The organism is Kitasatospora sp. NPDC004531 (assembly GCF_053602195.1).
In genome coordinates this window covers 28191-47676 of sequence record NZ_JBSGDD010000027.1, presented here as the reverse complement: position 1 = coordinate 47676, position 19486 = coordinate 28191, and the positions used below count along the sequence as shown (strand labels likewise).

The following is a 19486-nucleotide window of genomic DNA, read 5'->3' as shown; positions in this document are numbered from 1 at the left end:
GACACCATGACCACAACGGACGGCAACGGGCGCATCCGCTACCAGTTCGAGTACGAGAACCCCCTCCGCTGCGCCTTCATCGGCGCCGGCGGGCACTCCTACCGCAACGTCTACCCGTCGTTCCAGTACGCCCCGATCGACCTGCGGGCGATCTGCGACCTGGACGGCGACCGGGCCGCGAAGTACGCGCGGATCTTCGGCGCCGCCCGCTCCTACACCGACCACCGGGAGATGCTGGAGCGGGAGCGGCCGACGGCGGTGTTCATCGTGACCGCCTACGACCCGGACGGGCGGCTGCAGGCCGTCGACCTCGCGCTGGACTGCCTGGCGGCCGGGGCGCACGTCTGGATGGAGAAGCCCACCGCGACGTCGAGCGCCGAAGTGGAGCTGCTCCAGGAGGCGGCGCGGAAGTCCGGCCGCGTGGTGGTGACCGGGATGAAGACGATGTTCGCCCCGGCGATGGCGCGGGTGAAGGAGATCGTCTCCGCGGCGGAGTTCGGCGGCCCCTCCTCGATCTCGGTCCGCTACCCGCTGTCCATGCCGGCCTTCGAGCGGCGCGACAGCCTGGTGGAGATGAACTGGTTCCTGGACTGCATCTTCCATCCGGCCGCCGTGCTGCTGCACCTGATGGGCCCGCTCGACCGGATCAGCCACGAGTGGGAGGAGCGCACCGGGGCCAGCGTCACCGTGATGCGGTTCGAGTCCGGCGCGATCGGCACCCTGCACCTGACGGCGGGGGAGTCGCCGAGCAGCCCGTCCAGCCGGGTCGAGGTGATCGGCGACAACGCCAACGTGGTGGTGGAGAACGGCAATTCGGTCACCTACTACCGGCCGACGGCGCCCCGCGAGTACGGCCGGACCGGGTCGTTCCTGGTGCCGACCGACCAGGCGCCGCTGCACTGGGAGCCCGAGTACTCCTACGGGCAGCTGTACAGCAAGAACCTGTTCTTCCTGGGCTACGTGGAGGAGATCCGGTACTTCTGCGAGTGCGTCGAGAACGGGACGTCGCCCGAACTCGGCTCGCTGGACCAGGCGTTCCAGATCCTGCAGCTGTTCGAGGCCTACCGGCGGGCCGAGCCGGGGACGTGGACGACCGTCAAGGGGTGACGGCCGCCCGGACGGCCGCCCGGACGACCGGTCAACGGCCTCCCGCGAAGCCCCGGACCGCCAGCTCGGCCTTGGCGACCAGGACCGGGGCGAGCGGGAAGGCGCAGTCGGCCTCCAGCCAGCGCTGCAAGGTGCCGACGTAGCTGTCGAAGAGCAGCTCGGCGGCCGATCCGAGATCCAGGCCCGCGGCGAGCTCACCGGCGTCGCGGGCCTTGGCGAGCAGCGCGGCGAGGGCGGGCGGGGGCGGGGCGCCGGGGAGGAAGCCCCGGGCGAGGACCTTGGCGGTGTGCAGTTCGCGGGCGACGGCGCGGTCGCGGTCGTCGAAGTCGGCCATCGCCGCGAACAGGGCGGTCAGCCGGTGCAGCGCAGGGCCGTCGGCGGTGTCGGCTCTGGTGTCGCCTTCGGCGGCGAGGGCGTCGAGGCGGTCGCGGCGGGTCTGCACCCAGGCGACGACCAGGTCCTCCTTGCGCGGGAAGTGGTTGAAGACGGTCTGCCGGCCCAGGTCGGCGCGCTCGGCGATCAGGTCGTAGGTGGTCGCCTCGTAGCCGCGCTCGGCGATCAGGGCGGTGGCCGCGGCGAGGATCCGGTCGCGGGTCTCGCGCTTGCGGCGTTCCCGCCGGTCGGGCGGGGCGGTGGTCGTCAGGCCCGGAGTCGTCATGCCGGGAGTGTACTTGACCCCCAATGTGTACCTGCGTATACCTATGGACTGGAGTCCACATTCAGAGTCCAGGAGGGGTCACCCATGTCCGTTCCGTACGCCTTCGGCTGGCAGCAGGTCGCCGCGGGTACCCACGCGTACCTCCAGCCCGACGGGTCGTGGGGGTGGAGCAACGCCGGCCTGGTGGTCGGCCGCGACGGCGCGGCGCTGCTTGTCGACACGCTGTTCACCGTCCCGCAGACCCGGCGGATGCTGAGCGAGGCCCGGCGCGCGCTGCCCGAGCTGCGGATCGACACGCTGGTCAACACCCACGGCGACGGCGACCACTGGTGGGGCAACCAGCTGCTCGCCGGGCGCGAGATCGTCGCCTCCGCGGCCGCCGCCGGGGCGATGCGCCACGACGAGCTGTCCGCGCTGTTCGCCCGGGCCGCCGCCGACCCCGTGCTGCTGGCCCAACTGCCGCCCGTGGCACGGAGGATGATCGGCGCCTTCGACTTCTCCGGGATCGTCCCGACCTTCCCGACCCGGACGTTCGACGGTACGGCGGAGATCGAGGTCGGCGGCCGCCCGGTGCACCTGATCGAGGTGGGGCCGGCGCACACCGCGGGCGACGTGCTGGTGCACGTGCCGGACGCGGACACCGTGTTCGCCGGCGACATCCTGTTCGTCGGCGGCCACCCCGTGATCCACACCGGCCCGGTGGCCGGCTGGATCGCCGCGCTCGACGTGATCCTGGCGCTCGGCGCGACCACCGTCGTCCCCGGCCACGGCCCGGTGGTCGGCCCCGCCGAGGTGCGCCGGCTGCGCGGGTACCTGCTGCGGGTCCGCGACCACGCCGCCGCCGCCCACGCCGCCGGGCTGAGTGCGCTGGAGGCCGCCGCCGCGTTCGACACCGCCGACTTCGCCGACCTCGACGACGCCGAACGGCTGGTGCTCAACATCGGTGCGGTGTACCGGGAGTTGAGCGGCGACGGCACGCCCGGCGAGCTCGACCTGATGGGCTGCATGCACCACTACCGCGCGCGGGTGCGGCCGTGAACGCCCGCCGGCCCCGCCTCGCGCCGCTGGACGCCGCCCGCGCGCGGGAGTTGATGGTGCGGCAACTGCCCGAGGGGGAGCGGCTGTTGGCGGCCGCCGGGCTGGACGGGCGGCCGGTCCTCAACGTGCTGGCCACCGTCGCCCACGACCCCGTGCTGCTGGCCGCGCTGTTCCCGCTGCTGGAGCGCCTCGGCCGCGGCACGCTGCCCGACCGCGACCGGGAGGCCGTCGTGCTGCGGGTGGCCCGGCACACCCGCTCCGGCTACGAGTGGGCCCACCACGCGCACTTCGCCGACCGCCTCGGCCTCACCGCCGAGGACCGCGCCCGCATCGCCGCCGGCCCCGACGCCGACGGCCACGACCCGCGCACCCGCACCCTGCTGCGGGCCGTCGACGAACTCCACCGCGACGCCGCGCTCACCGACGCCACCTGGGCGGCGCTCGCCGGGATCTACCGCGAGCCGCAGATCCTCGAACTGCTCACCCTGGCGGGCCTGTACACGCTGGTCGCCTACGTCCTGAACTCCTGCCGCGTCCCGTTGGACGACTGGCTGCCGGACCCCGAGGCGCTGCCCGGGTAGGGAGCTCTTGCCTCCGAGGCAAATGTACGGACAATTTCTTGCGGCCCGTCCCGGGTCTGCCTAGGTTAATGTCCGTACATTTTGCCGAGGAGGCCCCCTTGACCAGCAAACATCACCGGATCGTGATCATCGGCGGTGGAACGGCCGGCATCACGGTCGCGGCCCGGCTCCGGCGGGCCGGCCAGCGCGACGTGGCGGTGCTCGACCCGAGCGAGCGCCACTACTACCAGCCGCTGTGGACGCTGGTCGGCGGCGGCCGGGCGCCGCTCGCCGAGAGCATCCGGCCGCAGGCGTCCGTCATGCCCAAGGGCGTGCACTGGATCCGCCGCGCCGCGGTCGCCGTCGACCCCGAGGCCCGCGAGGTGACGCTGGACGACGGCAGCACGGTCTCCTACCAGCACCTCGTGGTCTGCCCCGGCATCCAGCTGGACTGGGACCGGGTGCCGGGCCTGCGGGACGGGCTCGGCAAGAACGGCCTGTCCAGCAACTACTCGCCCCAGTACGCCCCGGAGACCTGGCGCTTCATCCGCGAAACCCGCTCCGGCAGCGCGGTGTTCAGCATGCCGACGGGCGCCGTCAAGTGCGGCGGCGCCCCGCAGAAAATCGCCTACCTGGCCGCCGACCACTGGCGCAAGGAAGGCGTGCTCGGCAACATCGACGTCCACCTGGTGATCCCCGGCACCGCCATCTTCGGCGTCCCGGAATTCGCCCGGGTGCTCGACGACGTGGTGCGCCGCTACGGCGTCAAGGTCCACTACGGCAGCGAAGTCACCGAGGTGCGCCCCGGCGCCCGCGAAGTGGTGGTCGGCGACCTCGCCACCGGCGCCACCACCACCCTGCCGTACGACGTCGCCCACGTGGTGCCGCCGCAGAGCGCCCCCGACTGGGTCAAGCGCAGCCCGCTGGCCGGCGCCGACGACCCGGCCGGCTACGTCGAGATCGACAAGCACACCATGCGGCACGTCCGCTACCCGAACGTGTGGGCGCTCGGCGACGCCGGATCCTCGCCGAACTCCAAGACCGGCGCCGCCGTGCGCAAGCAGGCCCCCGTCCTGGTGGAGAACCTGCTCGCCGCCCTGGCCGGCCGCGAGCCCACCGCCGCCTACGACGGCTACTCCTCCTGCCCGCTGACCACCGCCCGCAACAAGATGCTGCTCGCCGAATTCGACTACAGCGGCCGGCCCGCCCCGTCGATCCCGGTGATCAACACGATCCGCGAGCGCACCGACATGTGGCACCTCAAGCGACGCGGCCTGCCGTTCCTCTACTGGAACCTCATGCTCCGCGGCCTCGCCTGACCCTCCGCCACGCCCGCCCACCCGCCCAACTCCCGCCTCAGGAGCCACAGATGACCGACCGCCCGCTGGTCTTCGTGCAGTTCTACCTCGACTGCCTCTCGCACGCCTCCTACCTGGTCGGCGACCGCACCACCGGCCGCGCCGTCGTGGTCGACCCCCAGCGCGACATCCAGGAGTACCTCGCCACCGCCGAGCAGCACGGCCTGACCGTCGAGCGGGTCATCGAGACCCACATCCACGCCGACTTCCTCTCCGGCCACCTGGAGCTCGCCGAGCGCACCGGCGCGCGCATCTCCTACGGCTCCGTCGCCGCGCTCGACTTCGACACCGACCCGCTGGCCGACGGCGAGCGCCTCAGCCTCGGCAAGGTCGACCTGGAGATCCTGCACACCCCCGGCCACACCCCCGAGTCGATCTGCGTCGTGGTGCGCGAGCAGGCGGACGACGCCGTCCCGTACGGCGTGCTCACCGGCGACACCCTGTTCATCGGCGACGTCGGCCGCCCCGACCTGCTCAGCTCGCGCGGCCGTTCCGCCGAGGAGATGGGCCGCCTGCTGTACCGCTCCACCCGCGCCCTGCTCACCCTCCCCGACGACACCCGGGTCTACCCGGCGCACGGCGCCGGCTCGGCCTGCGGCAAGAACCTGTCCGCCGAGCTGAGCTGCACCATCGGCAACCAGCGGCGCGGCAACTACGCGCTGGCCGAGATGACCGAGGACGAGTTCGTCACCGTGGTGACCGCCGGCCAGCCCGCCGTGCCCGCCTACTTCGCGTTCACCTCGGTGCGCAACCGCGAGGCCCGCCCGGTCCTGGACGAGGACTCCGCCGTTCCGCCGCTCACCCCGGAGGCGTTCCTCGCCGCCCGGGCCGGCGGCGCCACCGTGCTGGACACCCGCGACCCGGAGGCGTTCGCCGCCGCCCACCTGCACGGCGCGGTCAACATCCCGCTCGGCGGCCGGTTCGCCGAACTCGCCGGGCAGGTGCTCGACGCCCAGGACACCCTGGTGCTGTGCGGCGACCCGGCCACCGCGACCGAGGCCCGCAACCGCCTGGCCCGGATCGGCTTCGACCACGTCCTCGGCGCCCTGGACGCGCCCGTGGACGCCGTCGCCGCCGAGTACCTGACCGCCGCCGACCGCCGCGAGGCCGACGCCCTCGCCGCCGAACTCGCCGGCACCGGACGGGACTTCGAGCTGCTCGACGTCCGCGGCCCGGGCGAGGTGCAGGGCACCGGCACCCTCCCCGGCGCCCGGCTCGTCCCGCTGCCCGAACTGCTCGCCCGGCTGGGCGAACTGCCCACCGGGCTGTCGCTGACCGTGCTCTGCGCCAGCGGCAACCGCTCCTCGGTCGCCGCGTCCGTGCTGCGCGCCCGCGGCTTCGACGCCACCGACCTGCGCGGCGGGTTCGCCGCCTGGCGGGGCGAGGTCGTCCGGCCCGCCGACACCGCCCCGGACGGCGTCACGGCGTGAGCACCCTGATCGCCGCGCTGCTGTGCGGGGCCGTGGTCGGCGTGGCGCTGGGCGCGCTCGGCGGCGGCGGCGGAGTGCTGGCCGTCCCGGCACTGGTGTACCTGCTGGGCGTCGAGCCCGCCGAAGCCGGCACCACCAGCCTGGTCGTCGTCACCGCCACCACCGTCACCGCGCTGCTGCGCCACGCCGGCACCGGCAACGTCGCCTGGCGGACCGGCGCGCTGTTCGCGGCGGCCGGCGTGCTCCCCGCCGTCGCGACGTCCGCGCTCGCGCACCGCATCCCGCAGCCGGTGCTGACGGCGGCGTTCGCCGTGCTGGCCGCGCTGGCCGCCGCGGCGATGCTGCGCGGCGCCCGCACCGCGACCCGCCGGGCGGACCGGGACGGCGACGCGCCCGCGCAGCCGGCCCGGGGCGGAGACGCTGCTGTGGAGCCGGCCCGGGGCGGACTCGCGGGCACCGTCGCGGCCGGGGCCGGGCTGGGCGCGGTGACCGGGCTGCTCGGCGTCGGCGGCGGCTTCCTCGCGGTGCCCGCGCTGGTCGCGGTGCTGCGGCTGCCGATGCGCAAGGCGGTGGGCACCAGCCTGGTGGTCATCCTGATCAACTCGGTGGTCTCCCTCACCACCCGCCTGACGGTCTCCGGCATCTCGCTCGACCTGGCCGTCTTCGGGCCGTTCGTGGGCGCCGCCGTGCTCGGCGCCTGGGACGGCAGGCGGCTGGCGTCCAAGCTGTCCGGCGCCGCACTCCAGCGGGCCTTCGCCGGCGTGCTGCTCGCGGTGGCGTCGTTCATGCTGATCGGCGCCGTCGCCTGACGGGCCCGCTCCTCTCGGACGCCCGCCGGACCCGGCGGGCGTCCGATTTTGTGCACTCCCCGCCGAGGGACGACCATGCACTTCGTGCCCAGTCCCACCCATCCGATCCCTGACCCCCAGGACGGCGCCGTGACTTCCGACCCCGGCCCCAGGCCGCTCACCCGATCCGCCGGCCGTCCGCTCTGGGCGCAGCTGCGCGCCGACCTGCTGCGGCGGCTCGACGAGGGCGAGTTCCGCGACGTCTTCCCCGGCGAGCACGACCTGGTCGCCGAGTACCGGGTCAGCCGGCACACGGTGCGCGAGGCGCTGCGCGGGCTGCGCGAGGAGGGCCTGGTCAGCGCGCAGCGCGGCCGGGCGTCGAAGTTCACCGCGAGCCGCCCGCTGGAGCAGGACGTGGGCGAGGCGTACAGCCTGTTCCGGTCGGTCGAGGAGGTCGGCGCCGTCCAGCGCAGCGTGGTGCGCGCGCTCGACCGGCGCGCCGACGGCGTCGTCGCGGCGCGGCTCGGGCTGGAGGAGTCCACGCCGCTGGTCTACCTGGAACGCGTCCGGCTGGCCGACGAGGAGCCGCTGGCCGTCGACCGGATCTGGCTGCCCTGGGACGTCGCCCACCCGCTGCTGGACGTGGACTTCACCCGCACCTCGCTCTACGACGAGCTCGAACGGCACTGCGGCAGCCGGATCTGCGGCGGCTGGGAGCGCATCCGCGCCGTCGTCCCCGGCCGGGGCGAACGCATCCTGCTGGACTGCCCCGAGACGACCGCGCTGCTCGCCATCGACCGGCTCGGCCGCGACCAGGACGGGCGGCTGATCGAATGGCGGCAGACCCTGGTCCGCGCGGACCGCTTCGCCGTCTCCGCCGCGTTCTCCGCGCACGACTACCGGATGGGCGCCTCGGTGCAGATGTTCTGAGCGCGCTCAACGGCTGTCCGGAGCTCGTGCTCAGCGGCTGTTCGCCGTGAGGACGGCGGCGGCGTTGCGGACGGTGGCCTCGCGCCGCTGCCGCTCGGTGTCCAGCGCCTGCGCGTGGTCGGCGATCAGCTTCCGTTGGAGCTCGGCCTCCACGTCGGACCAGATCCGCACCAGGTCGACCTGCCGCTTGCAGCCGACATCGGCGAGCCGCTGCTCGTGCGGCCACCCGAACGGGTTGACCTGCCGGCCCATCGGCGCGTCCGCCGTGAAGCCGCGCCCGCGCATGCAGGCCGACCAGGCGGCGAACACCGCCTTGACCCGGGCGTCCTCCATCGAGTCGACGAACGACTGCTGGTCGAGGTCGCCGACGGTGGACGCCGGGTTCAGGTAGTCGCCGCCGTCGGCCGACAGCCGGTCCGCGGCCTGCCGGGCGCAGCCGCCGGACGGGTCGGTCTGCGCGGCGTGCTCCGCCGCGGTCATCGAGACCGCCGGATCGGGGCCGCCGCGCCGCCCGGTCCAGTAGTACCGGTAGTCGCTGTCGCCGAGCGCGGCGGCCGGCTCGGTGTCCTCCCCGTACCGCATGAAGTTGACGGGGGTGGCCGGCCGGGGCTGCGGGCGGAGGTACGGGGCGGGCGGGTAGTCGAAGCCCTTGGCCTGCATGCAGGCGTGGTCGAGGACGTTGAAGGCCGCGGTGAGGGCGGCGCTCTGGTCGTCGGTCGGGCGGTAGGCGTCCAGCGGCAGCGGGACGGCGGTGAACAGGCCGTCGGGCGCGGCCGACGCCACGGCGGACGTCGCCGCGGCGGCGGGGCCGGCGGCGTCCGGCTTCGGGTTCGGCTGCCCGGCTGCGCAGGCGCTTGCGGCGGTGAGCACGGCCACCGCGACGACTCGGACGGCGATCGGCCGCACGGGAGAGGTCCCTTTCGTGGTGGGGGTTTCGTGGTGGGGCGCCGGTCGTGGGGGACAGCCCGCGGCCGGCGCGTTCAGTGGGCCGGGGGCTCGGTCACGCGTAGACGGTGCCGACGCCCTGGAAGCCGAGGTTGCCGGAGGACGGGCCGGCGACGTAGCCGCGGCACGGTCCGCCGCCGTGGGCGTTGTAGCAGACCGTGATCGCCCACGGGTAGTTGTTCTCGGCGCTGCCAGCGGTGTAGTACACCTCGACGCCGTCCGAGTAGCGGATGCCGTGGGTGTCGTCGTAGCTGCCGGTGAGCATGACGCACTTGCCGCCGTAGGAGGCGTACTCCCATATCTCGACGCCCTGGTTGATGGAGCAGCCGACGATCGCGGCGTTCGCGGGCGAGGCCATCACCACGCCGCCCGCGAGGGCGGCGGCGGAGACGACGAGGGCGGCGATCTTGTTGCGCAGTCGCACGGTGGATCCCCAATCCTGACCTGGCGCCGTCGCGGGGCCCACTGCCCGGCGATCGGCGCACGGCCCATCGTGGGAGCGCCCTGACGCCCGGTCAACGGACGACCGCGCAGGGTGGCAGCTTGCTGCCGTCGGCGGCCGGGGCCGGGGCGATCCGGCCGGTGGGGTGCTACGCGCGGGCCTGCGGGCGGGTGCCCGGCGGGTGGGCGGGCGGTCGGACGGTCGGGCCGGCTGTCCGGCTGTCCGGGACTGTCCGGGATCGTCCGGGCGGCGCGGCGGCGGGCCGGTGGCCTGGAAGAGTCGCCGGTGTGCGGACGGCGGCCCCGCCCGGGGGCGCCGCTGCGCCGTGAGACCCTCGAAGGGGCGGCCGGCCATGCGCAGCACGAGCACCGTCGTGGAGTGCGACCCCGAACTCAGCCCGATGGAGCGGCAGTTGCTCGTCCTGCTGGCGCAGGGCCTGACCGACGCGGCCGCCGCCAAGCGCCTCAGCGTGTCGGTGCGGACCGAGCGCCGGATGGTCGCGGAGCTGATGCACCGCCTGGGGGCGAGCAGCCGGTTCGACGCGGGGGTCAGGGCGGCGCGCCGCCGCTGGATCTGACGCCCGCGCCGCCGCAGCCCCTGCCCCCCGCCGGGTCCGGTCTCCACCGGGTCCGGTCAACTCCCGGCGTGGGAGGCCCAGTCGAGCACCTTCGCGATCACCTCGTCGGGCCGGGGCGCGGACGAGTGGACGGTGAACTCGGCGTAGCCCGGGTCCCGCACCGGCAGCGGCGGCAGCGGGTGTTCGCGCAGGCGGGCCACCAGATGTCCGGCCGCGAGCAGGTCGCGGGACTTGTCGGTGTCGAGGGCGGCCTTGTCGGCGTGCCAGTACGCGCCGTCGTACTCGATCGCCAGCGTGCGGCCGTCGGGGAGCGGCACGCTGATGTCGATCGTCCAGGAGGCGCGGCGGGCGAAGGCGGGGTGCCGCACGGACTGGCCGGAGGCGGCGGCGCCGAAGGCGCGTTCGGCGGCCCGGTGGTGGCTCAGTTCGACCTGCGACTTGCCGTGCTCGCGGCACTCCGGGCAGCCGCTGCCGTTGGCGCGGGAGGCGAGCGGCGCCTGCCAGGTGTGCCCGGCGTCGGCGGAGCACAGCCAGGCCGGGACGAACGTGGTCTGCGCGGTCGGGCGGACCTGCCAGGCGGAGAGCGGGTTGGCGGGGGACCACTCGGCGGCGAGCTCCGGGAAGTGGAAGGCCAGCGAGTCGAGGATGGTGCGGCACTCGGGGCAGCGCAGCCGGTGCCCCTTCTCGCGCTGCTCGGGGGTGTCCTCCCACTCGTGGCCGCAGACCGGGTCCTGCCACCAGGCGGTCCGGCGCGACCCGGGCGAGATCGTCGCCAGCCTGAGCCGGCCGTTGCGGGTGGGATGCCACTGGCCGGCGAGCTCCGGGCTCAGCCGGAACGGGACTGCCGCCTCGGCCTCCTTGCGGGCGGCGGCGGTCCGGCGGCTGCGGCAGGACGGGCAGCCCGACTCCAGGTACCGCAGCGGCGTCACCCTCGGGTGGTGGCCCTGCGGGCAGCGGAAGCGGCGCAGCCAGTGGTCGCCGGCCACCGTCACCGTGTGCGGGTCGTCCTCGTCGGCCCAGGCCGCGAGGAGCTCCGGCACCTCGGCGACCGGCGTCACCGCCAGGCGGGCGAGCCGGTCGTCGCGTTCGGCGCGGCGCTTCGGCTCGCAGTCCGGGCACTGCCGGCTGTGCAGCATGTGGCTGACCCGGGCCCGGAACCGCAGGCCGCAGTCCGGGCAGCGCCAGGCCGCCTCGCGCAGCGCGGTGACGGTGACGGTCTCCCACTGCGCGGCGTCGTTGGCCTCGTGGTCCCACCAGTCGAGGACGGGCAGCCCCGAGTCCTTGAGCAGCTCCCGCTTCTTCTCGCCAGGGGCGTTGGAGGTCTGCCGGGCCCGGCTCGGGTTGGTGCCGCACCGGCAGCCGAACGCGATGTCGCCCAGCCGCTCGGCGGCCTGCCGCCCGCAGTGCCGGCAGCGCACGTGGTGCGGGTCGCCCTCCAGCGAGGGCTCGGTCAGCGGGGCGAGGTACTCGTAGCCGTGCTGCTCGGCGTGGGCCCGCGCCCGCTCCACCGGAACGGGCGTCAGGTCGGCGTACGGGCCCTGGTTGCGGCGGGCGTCCAGCGCCCACTGCCGCCAGAAGCAGGCCCGGCAGGTGGGCTCGTCCAGCGCGTTGTTGGCGAGCGTGTACTCGAAGCGGTAGTGCGCCTCGCAGCCGCAGCTCAGGCACCGGGTGAGCCGCCAGGCCGTGGGCTTTTGGAACGGCTCCAGCGGTTCCACACCACCCGTGCGGAGGATTTCCGTGATGTGCCCGTCGCACCAGGCGTCACGCGAACGGGTGCGGTACGCGCTGGGTTGCGAACAGTTCGGGTCCGCGCACGACTGGACGGGCTTGCTGGGCGGCGGTATGGCACTCACCTGCGGATCTTCCCACGTGCGGGTGGCATGGCGGCCAGTCGGTGTTGACGGGTTGTTTATTCGCGCTTGCCATCCTCCTTACCGCAACGACAACCAGGGGGGTCACGTTGTTCAGGAAGTCGTTCCTTTCCGCTGCCGCCGGGCGGACGGCGGCGCTGCTGCTCTCCACGGTCGCCGTCGCCGCGTCCGTGCTGGTCGCGCCCGGCAGCGCGCAGGCGTCGCCGCTCTGCGACCAGCCCGATCCGCCGCCGATCTGTTTCGAGGAGCCGGATCCCGATCCCGACCAGGCCGCGCAGGGCTGGTGGGACGCCATGTACGGCGCCAACGGCCAGGTGGTGGTGACGGGTTGGGCCACCGACCCGGACACCGCGGGCTCGGTGCAGGTCCGGGTGCGCCGCAACGGCGCGGTGGTCCAGCAGTTCGCCGCCGGCGACTACCGCTCCGATGTCGGCTACCACTCCTTCACGAAGGCGCTGGCGTCCGTCCCGGCCGGCCCGCAGACCATCTGCCTGGCCGCCGTCAACGTGTACGGCGGCACGCCGCACCGGTCCGCCGAGACCAGCCTGGGGTGCCGCAGCTTCACCGGCGGCCTCCAGACCGTCGGCGCGGACCCGTACACCACCGCCGACACCCAGCACTCGGCCGCCGTCGAGGCGGACAGCCACGCCTGGGGCGGCACCGTGGTCAGCGCCTACCAGATCGGCCGGGGCTACAGCGGCGGCTCCACCAACACCGGCTTCGCGGTCTCCCGGGATGCCGGACTCACCTGGAGCTCCGGCGAACTGCCCGGCCTCACCGTGGCCGCCGGCGGCACGCACGCCCGCGCCAGCGACCCGGTGGTGGCCTACAGCGCCAAGCACGGCGCCTGGATCGTCGGCAGCCTGGTGATCGACGGCGGCTTCGGCACCGGCATCATGGTCAACCGCTCGACCGACGGCGCCGCGCACTGGTCCGCCCCCAGCTGGGCGATCGGCAACGACGGCGACGAACGGGACAAGGAGTGGATCGCCTGCGACAACTGGACCTCCAGCCCGTACTACGGCACCTGCTACCTGACCGTCACCCGGTTCGGCCACTACGCCCTGGAGATCGCCAAGTCCACCGACGGCGGCCAGAGTTGGACCAGGCTCAGCGGCTCCTGGCCGGCCGACACCGGCAGCTACCCGGTGATCCGCCCGGACGGCAACGTCACCGTCCTGTACGGCGCGCTCGGCACCGTCGGCGCCTTCACGCTCACCGGCGGCGGCACCGGCTGGACCAACCCGGTGACGGTCAACAACGGCAGCCAGTACGACGTGGTGGGCCTGCGCGACGTCTCCGTGGCCTCCGCCGACGTGGACAGCACCGGCCGGATCGTCGCCGTCTGGCACGGCTGCAAGGCCGCGACCGGCTGCGCCTGGAACAACCTCGTCCAGGCCACCTCGACCGACGGGGTGAACTGGACGGTCAACGAGATCGACACCTGCCAGGACACCGGGCTGTGTGCCGCAAGCAACCAGTTCGCGCCGTCCGTCGCGGCCGACCCGCTCAACCCCGGGCGCTTCGCGATCGTCTTCAACGACCTGTGGAACGGCGCCGTCTCGGTCCGCTGGACCACCTCCACCGACGGCGGCCGCACCTGGAAGAAGCCCCCGGCCACCCTCGCCGACGCCATGCCGCTCAGCCGGATGCCCGACACCAGCCAGGGCCGCATGCTCGGCGAATACCTGGGCATCGCGGTCGCCAACGGCAGCGTGGTGACCACCTTCCCGGTCGCGGCCGCGCCCACCGACGGGAAGCAGTTCGCACAGACCATGTCCAGCTACACGCCGCTGGGCTTCTAGCGGCGACGAGCACGGCCGGGCCCCGGCGGGGGGCCGGGGCCCGGCCGACCAAGGGGGGTCACGTTGTCCATCGGACGTTCTACTTCTTCTTCTTCTTCTTCTTCGGCCGCCGGGCGGGGGGTGGCGATGCTGCTGGCGGGCGTCGTCGCCGTCGCGTCCCTGCTGATCGCGCCGGGCGGCGCGCAGGCCGCGCCGGTGTGCGACCAGCCCAAGCCGCCGCCGATCTGCTTCGAGCCGCCGGACCCGGATCCCGACCAGGCGGCGGAGGGCTCGTTCGAGGCGATGACCGGCGGCAACGGCGGTGTGGTGGTCTCGGGCTGGGCCAGGGACCCGGACACCCCCGCTTCCTCGAAGGTCAGGGTGCGCCGCAACAACGTGGTGGTCCAGGAGTTCACCGCGAACCTCCAGCGCGACGACGTGGGCACGCACGGCTTCGTCCAGACCCTGCCGCCCGCTCCGGCGGGCCAGCAGACGATCTGCCTTGCCGCCGTCAACATCTACGCCGGCGAGCCGCGCCAGGCGGCCGAGACGCCGCTGGGGTGCCGCAGCTACACGGGCGGCCTCCGCACGGTCGGCGTGGACCCGTACACCACCGCCGACACCCAGCACTCGGCCGCCGTCGAACCGGACAGCTTCGCCTGGGGCAGCACGGTCGTCAGCGCCTACCAGGTGGGCCGGGACGTCGAGAGCGGCGCGACCAACATCGGCTTCGCGGTCACCCGGGACGCCGGGCTCACCTGGAACTCCGACGTCCTGCCCGGGCTCACCGTCGCGGGCGGCGGCGCCCACCGGCGCGCGACCGACCCGGCGGTGGCCTACAGCGCCTGGAACCACACCTGGTTGGTGGCCTCCCTGGTCTTCGACGGGGACACCGGCGGCGGCGTCATGGTCAGCCGCTCGTCCGACGACGCCGCGTACTGGTCCGCGCCGAGCTGGGCGATCGGCAACGACGGCGCCAACTGGGACAAGGAGTGGATCGCCTGCGACAACTGGACCTCCAGCCCGTACTACGGCACCTGCTGGCTGACCGCCACCAGGACGTCCTCCCCGCAGGCCATCGAGATCGCCAAGTCGACGGACGGCGGCCGGAGTTGGTCAACCGTCGACGGCCCCCGACCGGCCTCCAACGGCAGCTACCCGGTGATCCGGCCGGACGGCACCCTGGTCGTCCTGTACGGGCTGAACGGCAACGTCAGCTCCTTCACCGTCACCGGCGGCGGCACCGGCTGGACCGGCCGGGCGGCGGTCAACGGCGGCAGCCGGAAGGACGACCCGGGCCTGCGGGACGTCGCCGCGGTCTCCGCCGACGTGGACAGCACCGGCCGGATCGTCGCCGTCTGGCACGGCTGTCGGGCCGCGACCGGCTGCCAGTGGAACGGCCTCGTCCAGGCCACCTCGACCGACGGGCTGACCTGGACCGTCACCGAGATCGACACCTGCGCGGACACCGCCCTGTGCGCGGCCACCGACCGGGTCACCCCGTCGATCACGGCCGACCCGCTCAACCCCGGGCGCTTCGCGATCATCTACAACGACCTCTCCAACGCCGCCGTCTCGGTGCGCTACCTCTCCTCCACCGACGGCGGCCGCACCTGGAAGAAACGCACCTCCCCGCTCACGACCGCCATGCCACTGACCTGGATGCCCGACACCGCCCAGGGCCGAATGCTCGGCGACTACCTGGGCATCGCCTCCGCCAACGGCAACGCCATCCCGGTCTTCCCGCTCGCCTCCGCCCCACCCGCCGGACAGGCCTTCCTCCAGCAGATGACCACGTACACGCCGCTCGGTTTCTGACCCACGGCGGGCGGCGGCGCGGCCACTGCCGAACGCGATACCGGGTGCCGGCGTCCGGGTAGGTCGCGTCGGTGGGCGCGGTCCGCGCGCCGATGCTCCGGGGCCCAGGAGTTCAGCGCAGCGGTACGGCGGCGGTGAGTTCGCGGACGCCGGCGACGCGCGGGTGACGAATCGCGAGGTCGCTGACGACAGCTCGGATGGAAGGCCGGTCGCGGACCTCGGCCGGGCTGACCCTGAGCGCGGCCAGCAGTTCGGTCACGGTCTGCTCCGGACGTCCCCACTGCCACCAGGCGCGCGCCAGGTCGGTGTGCAGCCGAGCGCGCCGTTCGGCGGTGGGGAACAGCTCCGGCCGCAGCCTGTGGCCGGCTTCGAGCGCGGCCCCGGCGTCGCCGAGGGCCCAGTGGACGCTGACGGCATAGAGGTCGGCCGCTGCCGGGGTGATGTCGAACAGGCGCCCAGTACCGGGCGTGGCGGACAGGCGGCGGGCGGCGTCCCGGGCTGCGGCTGTCATGGCGAGGGCTTCCGTGCGCCGGCCGGCGACCGCCGCGGTGTAGGCGAGGGTGCACAGCAGCTGAGCGTAGGCCGCCGCCTGCGCCTGGGTGGCGAGGCCGGTGTTCTCCAGTCGGCCGACCGCGGCGAACATCAGCCGCTGAGCGGCCGGGGCCTGGTCCTGGTGCCGCAGCACGACGGCCATCTCCCGGGCAGCGGCGGCCTGGGCGAGTGGCGAGCCGGACACGTCGGCCCAGGTGCGAGCACGATCCGCGGTCAACCGCGCCCGGTCGTAATGACCGGTCTTGGCCAGGACCGCGCTGGCGAGGCTGTAGACGGTGGACAGCCGAGCCTGGTCGAGGGCACGCCGGGATTCGGCGGCGGCATGGGCGTCGGCGATCAAGCCGGGCAGCACGGCGAGGAGTCGGGTGTGCGAGCCGGTGCCGAACAGGTCGCGCGCGTGGGCCAGGCTCTGGTCGAGTTGCGCGGCGTTGCGGGTCGGTCCGGGGGTGTCGGCGAGTGCGTCGTCCAGGCCGAGGAGCAGGGCTGCCGGCCCGGCCACGGTGGCGGCGGCGACAAGTGTTCGGCGGCGCATAGGACTCTCCTCGGCCTCGCGGGAACTGCCGGCCACTCTAGCGGCGTGGTGGCCGGCGGACGGGCGCAGTGCGAGCGAGGTCACCAGTACGTGGTGCGGCATCCCGACTTCGACTGCGGCCTGCCGCAGTAGCGTCAGGTCCACGATCCGGCTTGCGCGTTCGAGGCGGCTGACCGTGGAAGGTGAGACTCCCAGGCGACGGGCGAGAGCCTCCAGCGTCCAGTCGTGGTGCTGGCGACCGAGGCGCACCAGTTCACCGGGGCGGTGCTGTTCCGCCAGCGACCGTGCTTTCGGAGTGCTCCACAGCGAGTCCGGCACAGGACCTCCCAGGCGACACAACCGGGGGTCACCAACGGTACGCGCGGCCCGACAGTCCGTCGATGCGGTTTGCATGACGTGCAAAACGCTTCCACGGTCAGCACGTTCACTGCTCGACCCGTCCGGCCGGTGGTGTGCTGTTCATACCGTCCGGGGCCGTCCCGGACCACGAAGTCGGAGGAACCATGGCAACCGCGACCGCCGACCCGATCGCCGGCCCGTTCCGGAACGTGCGCGACCGCGTCCCCGCCGACCTGTGGCACAAGCAGATCGGACTCCTGATGCGCGACCACCCCTACGACTCCGTCATGGCCCGCCGCGTTCTCGGGCAGGGCTACGCCTACCTGTTGACCGCGATGGCCCACCGCGGTGAGCACCTGGGCCTGGGCCCCAGCTCGCTGGTGGACATCGGCGTTCACACGATCATCCTGGACACCGTCGCCTACGCCGAGTTGTGCCGTGTCCACAATGACGGCCACTTCCTGCACCACGTGCCGGCCATCGAGTTCAAGCACGACGGCACCGTGCTGCGCACCGCGCAACTGGTTGCCGCGGACGGTTGGGAGGTGGACTGGCCGCTGTGGGCGGACGCTGCCAAGTGCAGCCCCTGCCACCCCGGCAACGACTCGCACTGACCAGCCACCGGGGGCGGCCTCGGATTCTCCGCGGCCGCCCCCGCCCGTGAGGGCGAATTTCGTCCGGAACACTCCAACGGCGCGCACCGGGCGCGAGGATGAGGTGGGTGACGACCCCCTCGCCGGACCTCTGGCACCACTACGGCCGCACTCGTGCCCGCAGTGACCGCGCTGTTCCTCCTTTCTTCTCCTGGGTTTGGGACCAGGGCGGGGGCCCCGGGGCCGAGGTGATGGGAGACCTCACCGGCCTGGTCGTCGCCGACCTCGGCGCCGGTGCCGCCCGTCACGCCGCCCATCTCGTCACCCACCACGCCCCGGCCCGGGTCGACGCGATCGACTCCTCGATCGGCCAGCACGCGATGGCCCGCGAGCTGTACGGTCACCTCGCACCGCGCCTGCGTGTGGTGCACGCCGACGCGGTCGAACACCTGGACGGGCATCCCGGCTGTTACGACGTGCTCTACTCGGTGTTCGGGAGCACGGACTTCACGGACCCCCGCTGCCTGCTCCCCGCCGCGGCCCGGGCCCTCCGGCCGGGCGGGCTGTTGGCGGTCTCCACCCTGGGGCACTACCTCGGCGGAGCGCCCGCCGAGACGGACGTCCGGTACGCAGAGGTACCGGCCCGAACCCCGGACGGCGAGGCCACGACGATGCGCCGCTGGGTACTCCAGGAAACCGTCTGGACGAAGCTGCTGGACGAGGCGGGCTTCGCCCGGATCAGCATGGACCGCCTCGCCCCCGCCACGTCGGGCGTGCGATCGGCCGACACGCTTCTGCTCCGCGCCCACCGGCACCGGGGTAGTCGGCACCGCGCCGGGCTCGGCGTCGTGCGGTGGGGGGACGTAACCTCCGGTGGGGGTGGGGAGTTGGGCACGGTATGAGGAACTCATTGCGCGTGGTGGCGGCTGCGGTGGTGGCGTGCGCGGGTCTGGTGGCGCATGGCGGGTGGGCGGGGGCCGTCGGGGTGGGGCGGTCGGGGGTGGAGTTGTCGGTGGTCTTCGCCTCGGGCGAGACGCGTGCTGTCACGCTGACGTGCGATCCGGACGGGGGGACGCACCCGACTCCCGGGGCGGCGTGCGGGCTGCTGCGGTCGGTCGGGGGCGACCCGGGGAAGCTGGACGTCGATCCGGGCGCGATCTGCACCCTGGAGTCCGCGCCGGTCACCGCGCGGCTCTCGGGGACGTGGCAGGGCAGGCCCGCCGCCTTCAGCCGGACGTACGGCAATCCGTGCGAGCTGCACGCCCGGACCGGCGCGGTGTTCCGGTTCTGACGGCCCGGAGAGGCCCGGATCGGCCCAGGCCGGCTCAGTTCAGGTTCTTCTCGATCGCCGCCAGGTAGTTGCGCATGAAGTGGTCGCGGATCCCGTCGCTCCCGGGCGCGAACGCGTCGGCCGTCAGGCCCTTGGCGCGGTCGGCGAGGCCGCCGACCAGGCCGATGTTCTCGCGGATGCGGCCGGAGGAGTCGATGTAGCGGGCGACGTCGACGTGGGTGAAGGCCGGCTCGGGCGGGAGCTGCGGGACGATGTCGTTGTTGTTGACGAAGCGGTACGTGCGGTCCTTGAAGCCCTCGTTGTAGGCCGCGGCGAGCAGCCGGTCGCAGGTGCGCGGCTGGCCGAAGGTGACGACGCCGTCGGCCCGGAGCCTGGGGTCCTCCAGGTAGAGGCGGGCCGCGGCGAGCATGGCGAGGGCGCCGCCGAGGCTGTGGCCGGTGAACCACAGGGTCTGGTTCTCGGTGCGCAGTTCGGCGATGGCGTCGCGGACGGCGGGGAAGATCGATTCGAGGGCCTCGGCGAAGCCGTAGTGGACGTAGCCGGTCTTCGCGGGGCCGGGCCAGGGCGGAGTGGTGCCGTCGGAGAGCCAGTCGCGGATCTCCTTGGGCTCGGTGCCGCGGAACGCCGTGATGATCATCCGATCGCCGGCCGCCGTGTAGGCCTGGGTGTCCTGGAGCGGGAACGGCGGGGTGAACGTGGTGGAGTGGTGGCGGACGGTCGGGAACCCCCAGTCGTGGGCCTGCCGGTCGATGGTGGCGTCGTCCTGGTAGGCGAGGTCGGCGGCCTTCGCCAGCCAGTAGGCGTGCGGGAGGCTGTAGCGGGTGACGCTGTGGTCGAGCGTGGTGGGGACGGCCACGGGGGTGGCTCCTTCCT

Annotated in this window: 19 protein-coding genes; 13 read left to right on the top strand and 6 right to left on the bottom strand. The window is 73.7% G+C overall.

Translation table 11 applies throughout. The features are described 5' to 3' along the window. Positions 1–6 precede the first annotated feature (6 nt). Positions 7–1107 (top strand): Gfo/Idh/MocA family oxidoreductase, encoded by a 1101-nt coding sequence (locus ACWEMJ_RS14260; RefSeq protein WP_452137313.1) that lies wholly within the window; start codon positions 7–9, stop codon positions 1105–1107. Positions 1108–1138: 31 nt separating this feature from the next. Here ACWEMJ_RS14260 and ACWEMJ_RS14255 read toward each other — a convergent pair whose 3' ends face one another. Further along, a complete protein-coding gene (locus ACWEMJ_RS14255; RefSeq protein ID WP_452137312.1) occupies positions 1139–1765 on the bottom strand; it encodes a TetR/AcrR family transcriptional regulator in 627 nt (208 codons plus the stop codon). A gap of 84 nt (positions 1766–1849) precedes the next feature. Between ACWEMJ_RS14255 and ACWEMJ_RS14250 the strand changes: the two genes are divergently transcribed. The 6 genes from ACWEMJ_RS14250 (at position 1850) to ACWEMJ_RS14225 (ending at position 7869) form a co-directional block, all read left to right on the top strand. After that, positions 1850–2803, top strand: coding sequence for an MBL fold metallo-hydrolase (locus tag ACWEMJ_RS14250; protein WP_452137311.1), 954 nt, complete (start codon positions 1850–1852; stop codon positions 2801–2803). After that, complete coding sequence (locus tag ACWEMJ_RS14245) at positions 2800–3384, top strand: carboxymuconolactone decarboxylase family protein (protein ID WP_452137310.1); 585 nt, start codon at positions 2800–2802, stop codon at positions 3382–3384. The genes ACWEMJ_RS14250 and ACWEMJ_RS14245 overlap by 4 nt, the downstream gene beginning before the upstream one ends. A 68-nt stretch (positions 3385–3452) precedes the next feature. Further along, positions 3453–4682, top strand: coding sequence for an FAD-dependent oxidoreductase (locus tag ACWEMJ_RS14240; RefSeq protein WP_452137309.1), 1230 nt, complete (start codon positions 3453–3455; stop codon positions 4680–4682). A 50-nt stretch (positions 4683–4732) separates the two neighbouring features. Next, positions 4733–6151 (top strand): MBL fold metallo-hydrolase, encoded by a 1419-nt coding sequence (locus ACWEMJ_RS14235; RefSeq protein ID WP_452137308.1) that lies wholly within the window; start codon positions 4733–4735, stop codon positions 6149–6151. Next, complete coding sequence (locus ACWEMJ_RS14230) at positions 6148–6960, top strand: sulfite exporter TauE/SafE family protein (protein ID WP_452137307.1); 813 nt, start codon at positions 6148–6150, stop codon at positions 6958–6960. Before ACWEMJ_RS14235 ends, ACWEMJ_RS14230 begins: the two co-directional genes overlap by 4 nt. A gap of 129 nt (positions 6961–7089) precedes the next feature. Further along, positions 7090–7869 (top strand): GntR family transcriptional regulator, encoded by a 780-nt coding sequence (locus ACWEMJ_RS14225; RefSeq protein WP_452137306.1) that lies wholly within the window; start codon positions 7090–7092, stop codon positions 7867–7869. A 30-nt stretch (positions 7870–7899) separates the two neighbouring features. Here ACWEMJ_RS14225 and ACWEMJ_RS14220 read toward each other — a convergent pair whose 3' ends face one another. Together ACWEMJ_RS14220 and ACWEMJ_RS14215 are read right to left on the bottom strand one after the other, a co-directional pair. Beyond that, positions 7900–8775, bottom strand: a complete 876-nt coding sequence (locus ACWEMJ_RS14220) for a hypothetical protein (protein WP_452137305.1) — start codon at positions 8773–8775, stop codon at positions 7900–7902. A 94-nt stretch (positions 8776–8869) separates the two neighbouring features. Then, positions 8870–9238 (bottom strand): hypothetical protein, encoded by a 369-nt coding sequence (locus ACWEMJ_RS14215; protein WP_452137304.1) that lies wholly within the window; start codon positions 9236–9238, stop codon positions 8870–8872. 370 nt (positions 9239–9608) lie between these two features. On the opposite strand from ACWEMJ_RS14215, the gene ACWEMJ_RS14210 reads away from it, so the two are divergent. After that, entirely contained in the window at positions 9609–9833 is a 225-nt protein-coding gene (locus tag ACWEMJ_RS14210) for a response regulator transcription factor (protein WP_452137303.1), read from the top strand. Positions 9834–9889: 56 nt separating this feature from the next. Here the strand turns inward: ACWEMJ_RS14210 and ACWEMJ_RS14205 are convergent, their stop codons facing one another. Then, positions 9890–11686: a zinc-ribbon domain-containing protein gene (locus ACWEMJ_RS14205; RefSeq protein WP_452137302.1), complete on the bottom strand. Its 1797-nt coding sequence runs from the start codon at positions 11684–11686 to the stop codon at positions 9890–9892. A gap of 107 nt (positions 11687–11793) precedes the next feature. On the opposite strand from ACWEMJ_RS14205, the gene ACWEMJ_RS14200 reads away from it, so the two are divergent. Beyond that, entirely contained in the window at positions 11794–13509 is a 1716-nt protein-coding gene (locus tag ACWEMJ_RS14200; RefSeq protein ID WP_452137301.1) for a sialidase family protein, read from the top strand. A 126-nt stretch (positions 13510–13635) separates the two neighbouring features. After that, positions 13636–15306 (top strand): sialidase family protein, encoded by a 1671-nt coding sequence (locus ACWEMJ_RS14195; RefSeq protein ID WP_452137300.1) that lies wholly within the window; start codon positions 13636–13638, stop codon positions 15304–15306. A 112-nt stretch (positions 15307–15418) separates the two neighbouring features. Here ACWEMJ_RS14195 and ACWEMJ_RS14190 read toward each other — a convergent pair whose 3' ends face one another. Beyond that, on the bottom strand, positions 15419–16708 hold the full coding sequence (locus ACWEMJ_RS14190; RefSeq protein ID WP_452137299.1) for a helix-turn-helix domain-containing protein: 1290 nt from the start codon (positions 16706–16708) through the stop codon (positions 15419–15421). A gap of 185 nt (positions 16709–16893) precedes the next feature. On the opposite strand from ACWEMJ_RS14190, the gene ACWEMJ_RS14185 reads away from it, so the two are divergent. The 3 genes from ACWEMJ_RS14185 to ACWEMJ_RS14175 all read left to right on the top strand — a co-directional run bounded on the left by ACWEMJ_RS14185 (position 16894) and on the right by ACWEMJ_RS14175 (position 18613). Further along, positions 16894–17343, top strand: coding sequence for a hypothetical protein (locus ACWEMJ_RS14185; protein ID WP_452137298.1), 450 nt, complete (start codon positions 16894–16896; stop codon positions 17341–17343). Between the two features lie 98 nt (positions 17344–17441). Then, positions 17442–18224 (top strand): class I SAM-dependent methyltransferase, encoded by a 783-nt coding sequence (locus tag ACWEMJ_RS14180; protein WP_452137297.1) that lies wholly within the window; start codon positions 17442–17444, stop codon positions 18222–18224. Beyond that, entirely contained in the window at positions 18221–18613 is a 393-nt protein-coding gene (locus ACWEMJ_RS14175) for an SSI family serine proteinase inhibitor (RefSeq protein ID WP_452137296.1), read from the top strand. Before ACWEMJ_RS14180 ends, ACWEMJ_RS14175 begins: the two co-directional genes overlap by 4 nt. A 34-nt stretch (positions 18614–18647) precedes the next feature. On the opposite strand, the gene ACWEMJ_RS14170 is transcribed toward ACWEMJ_RS14175, so the two are convergent. After that, positions 18648–19469: a lipase family protein gene (locus ACWEMJ_RS14170; protein WP_452137295.1), complete on the bottom strand. Its 822-nt coding sequence runs from the start codon at positions 19467–19469 to the stop codon at positions 18648–18650. Positions 19470–19486 lie beyond the last annotated feature (17 nt).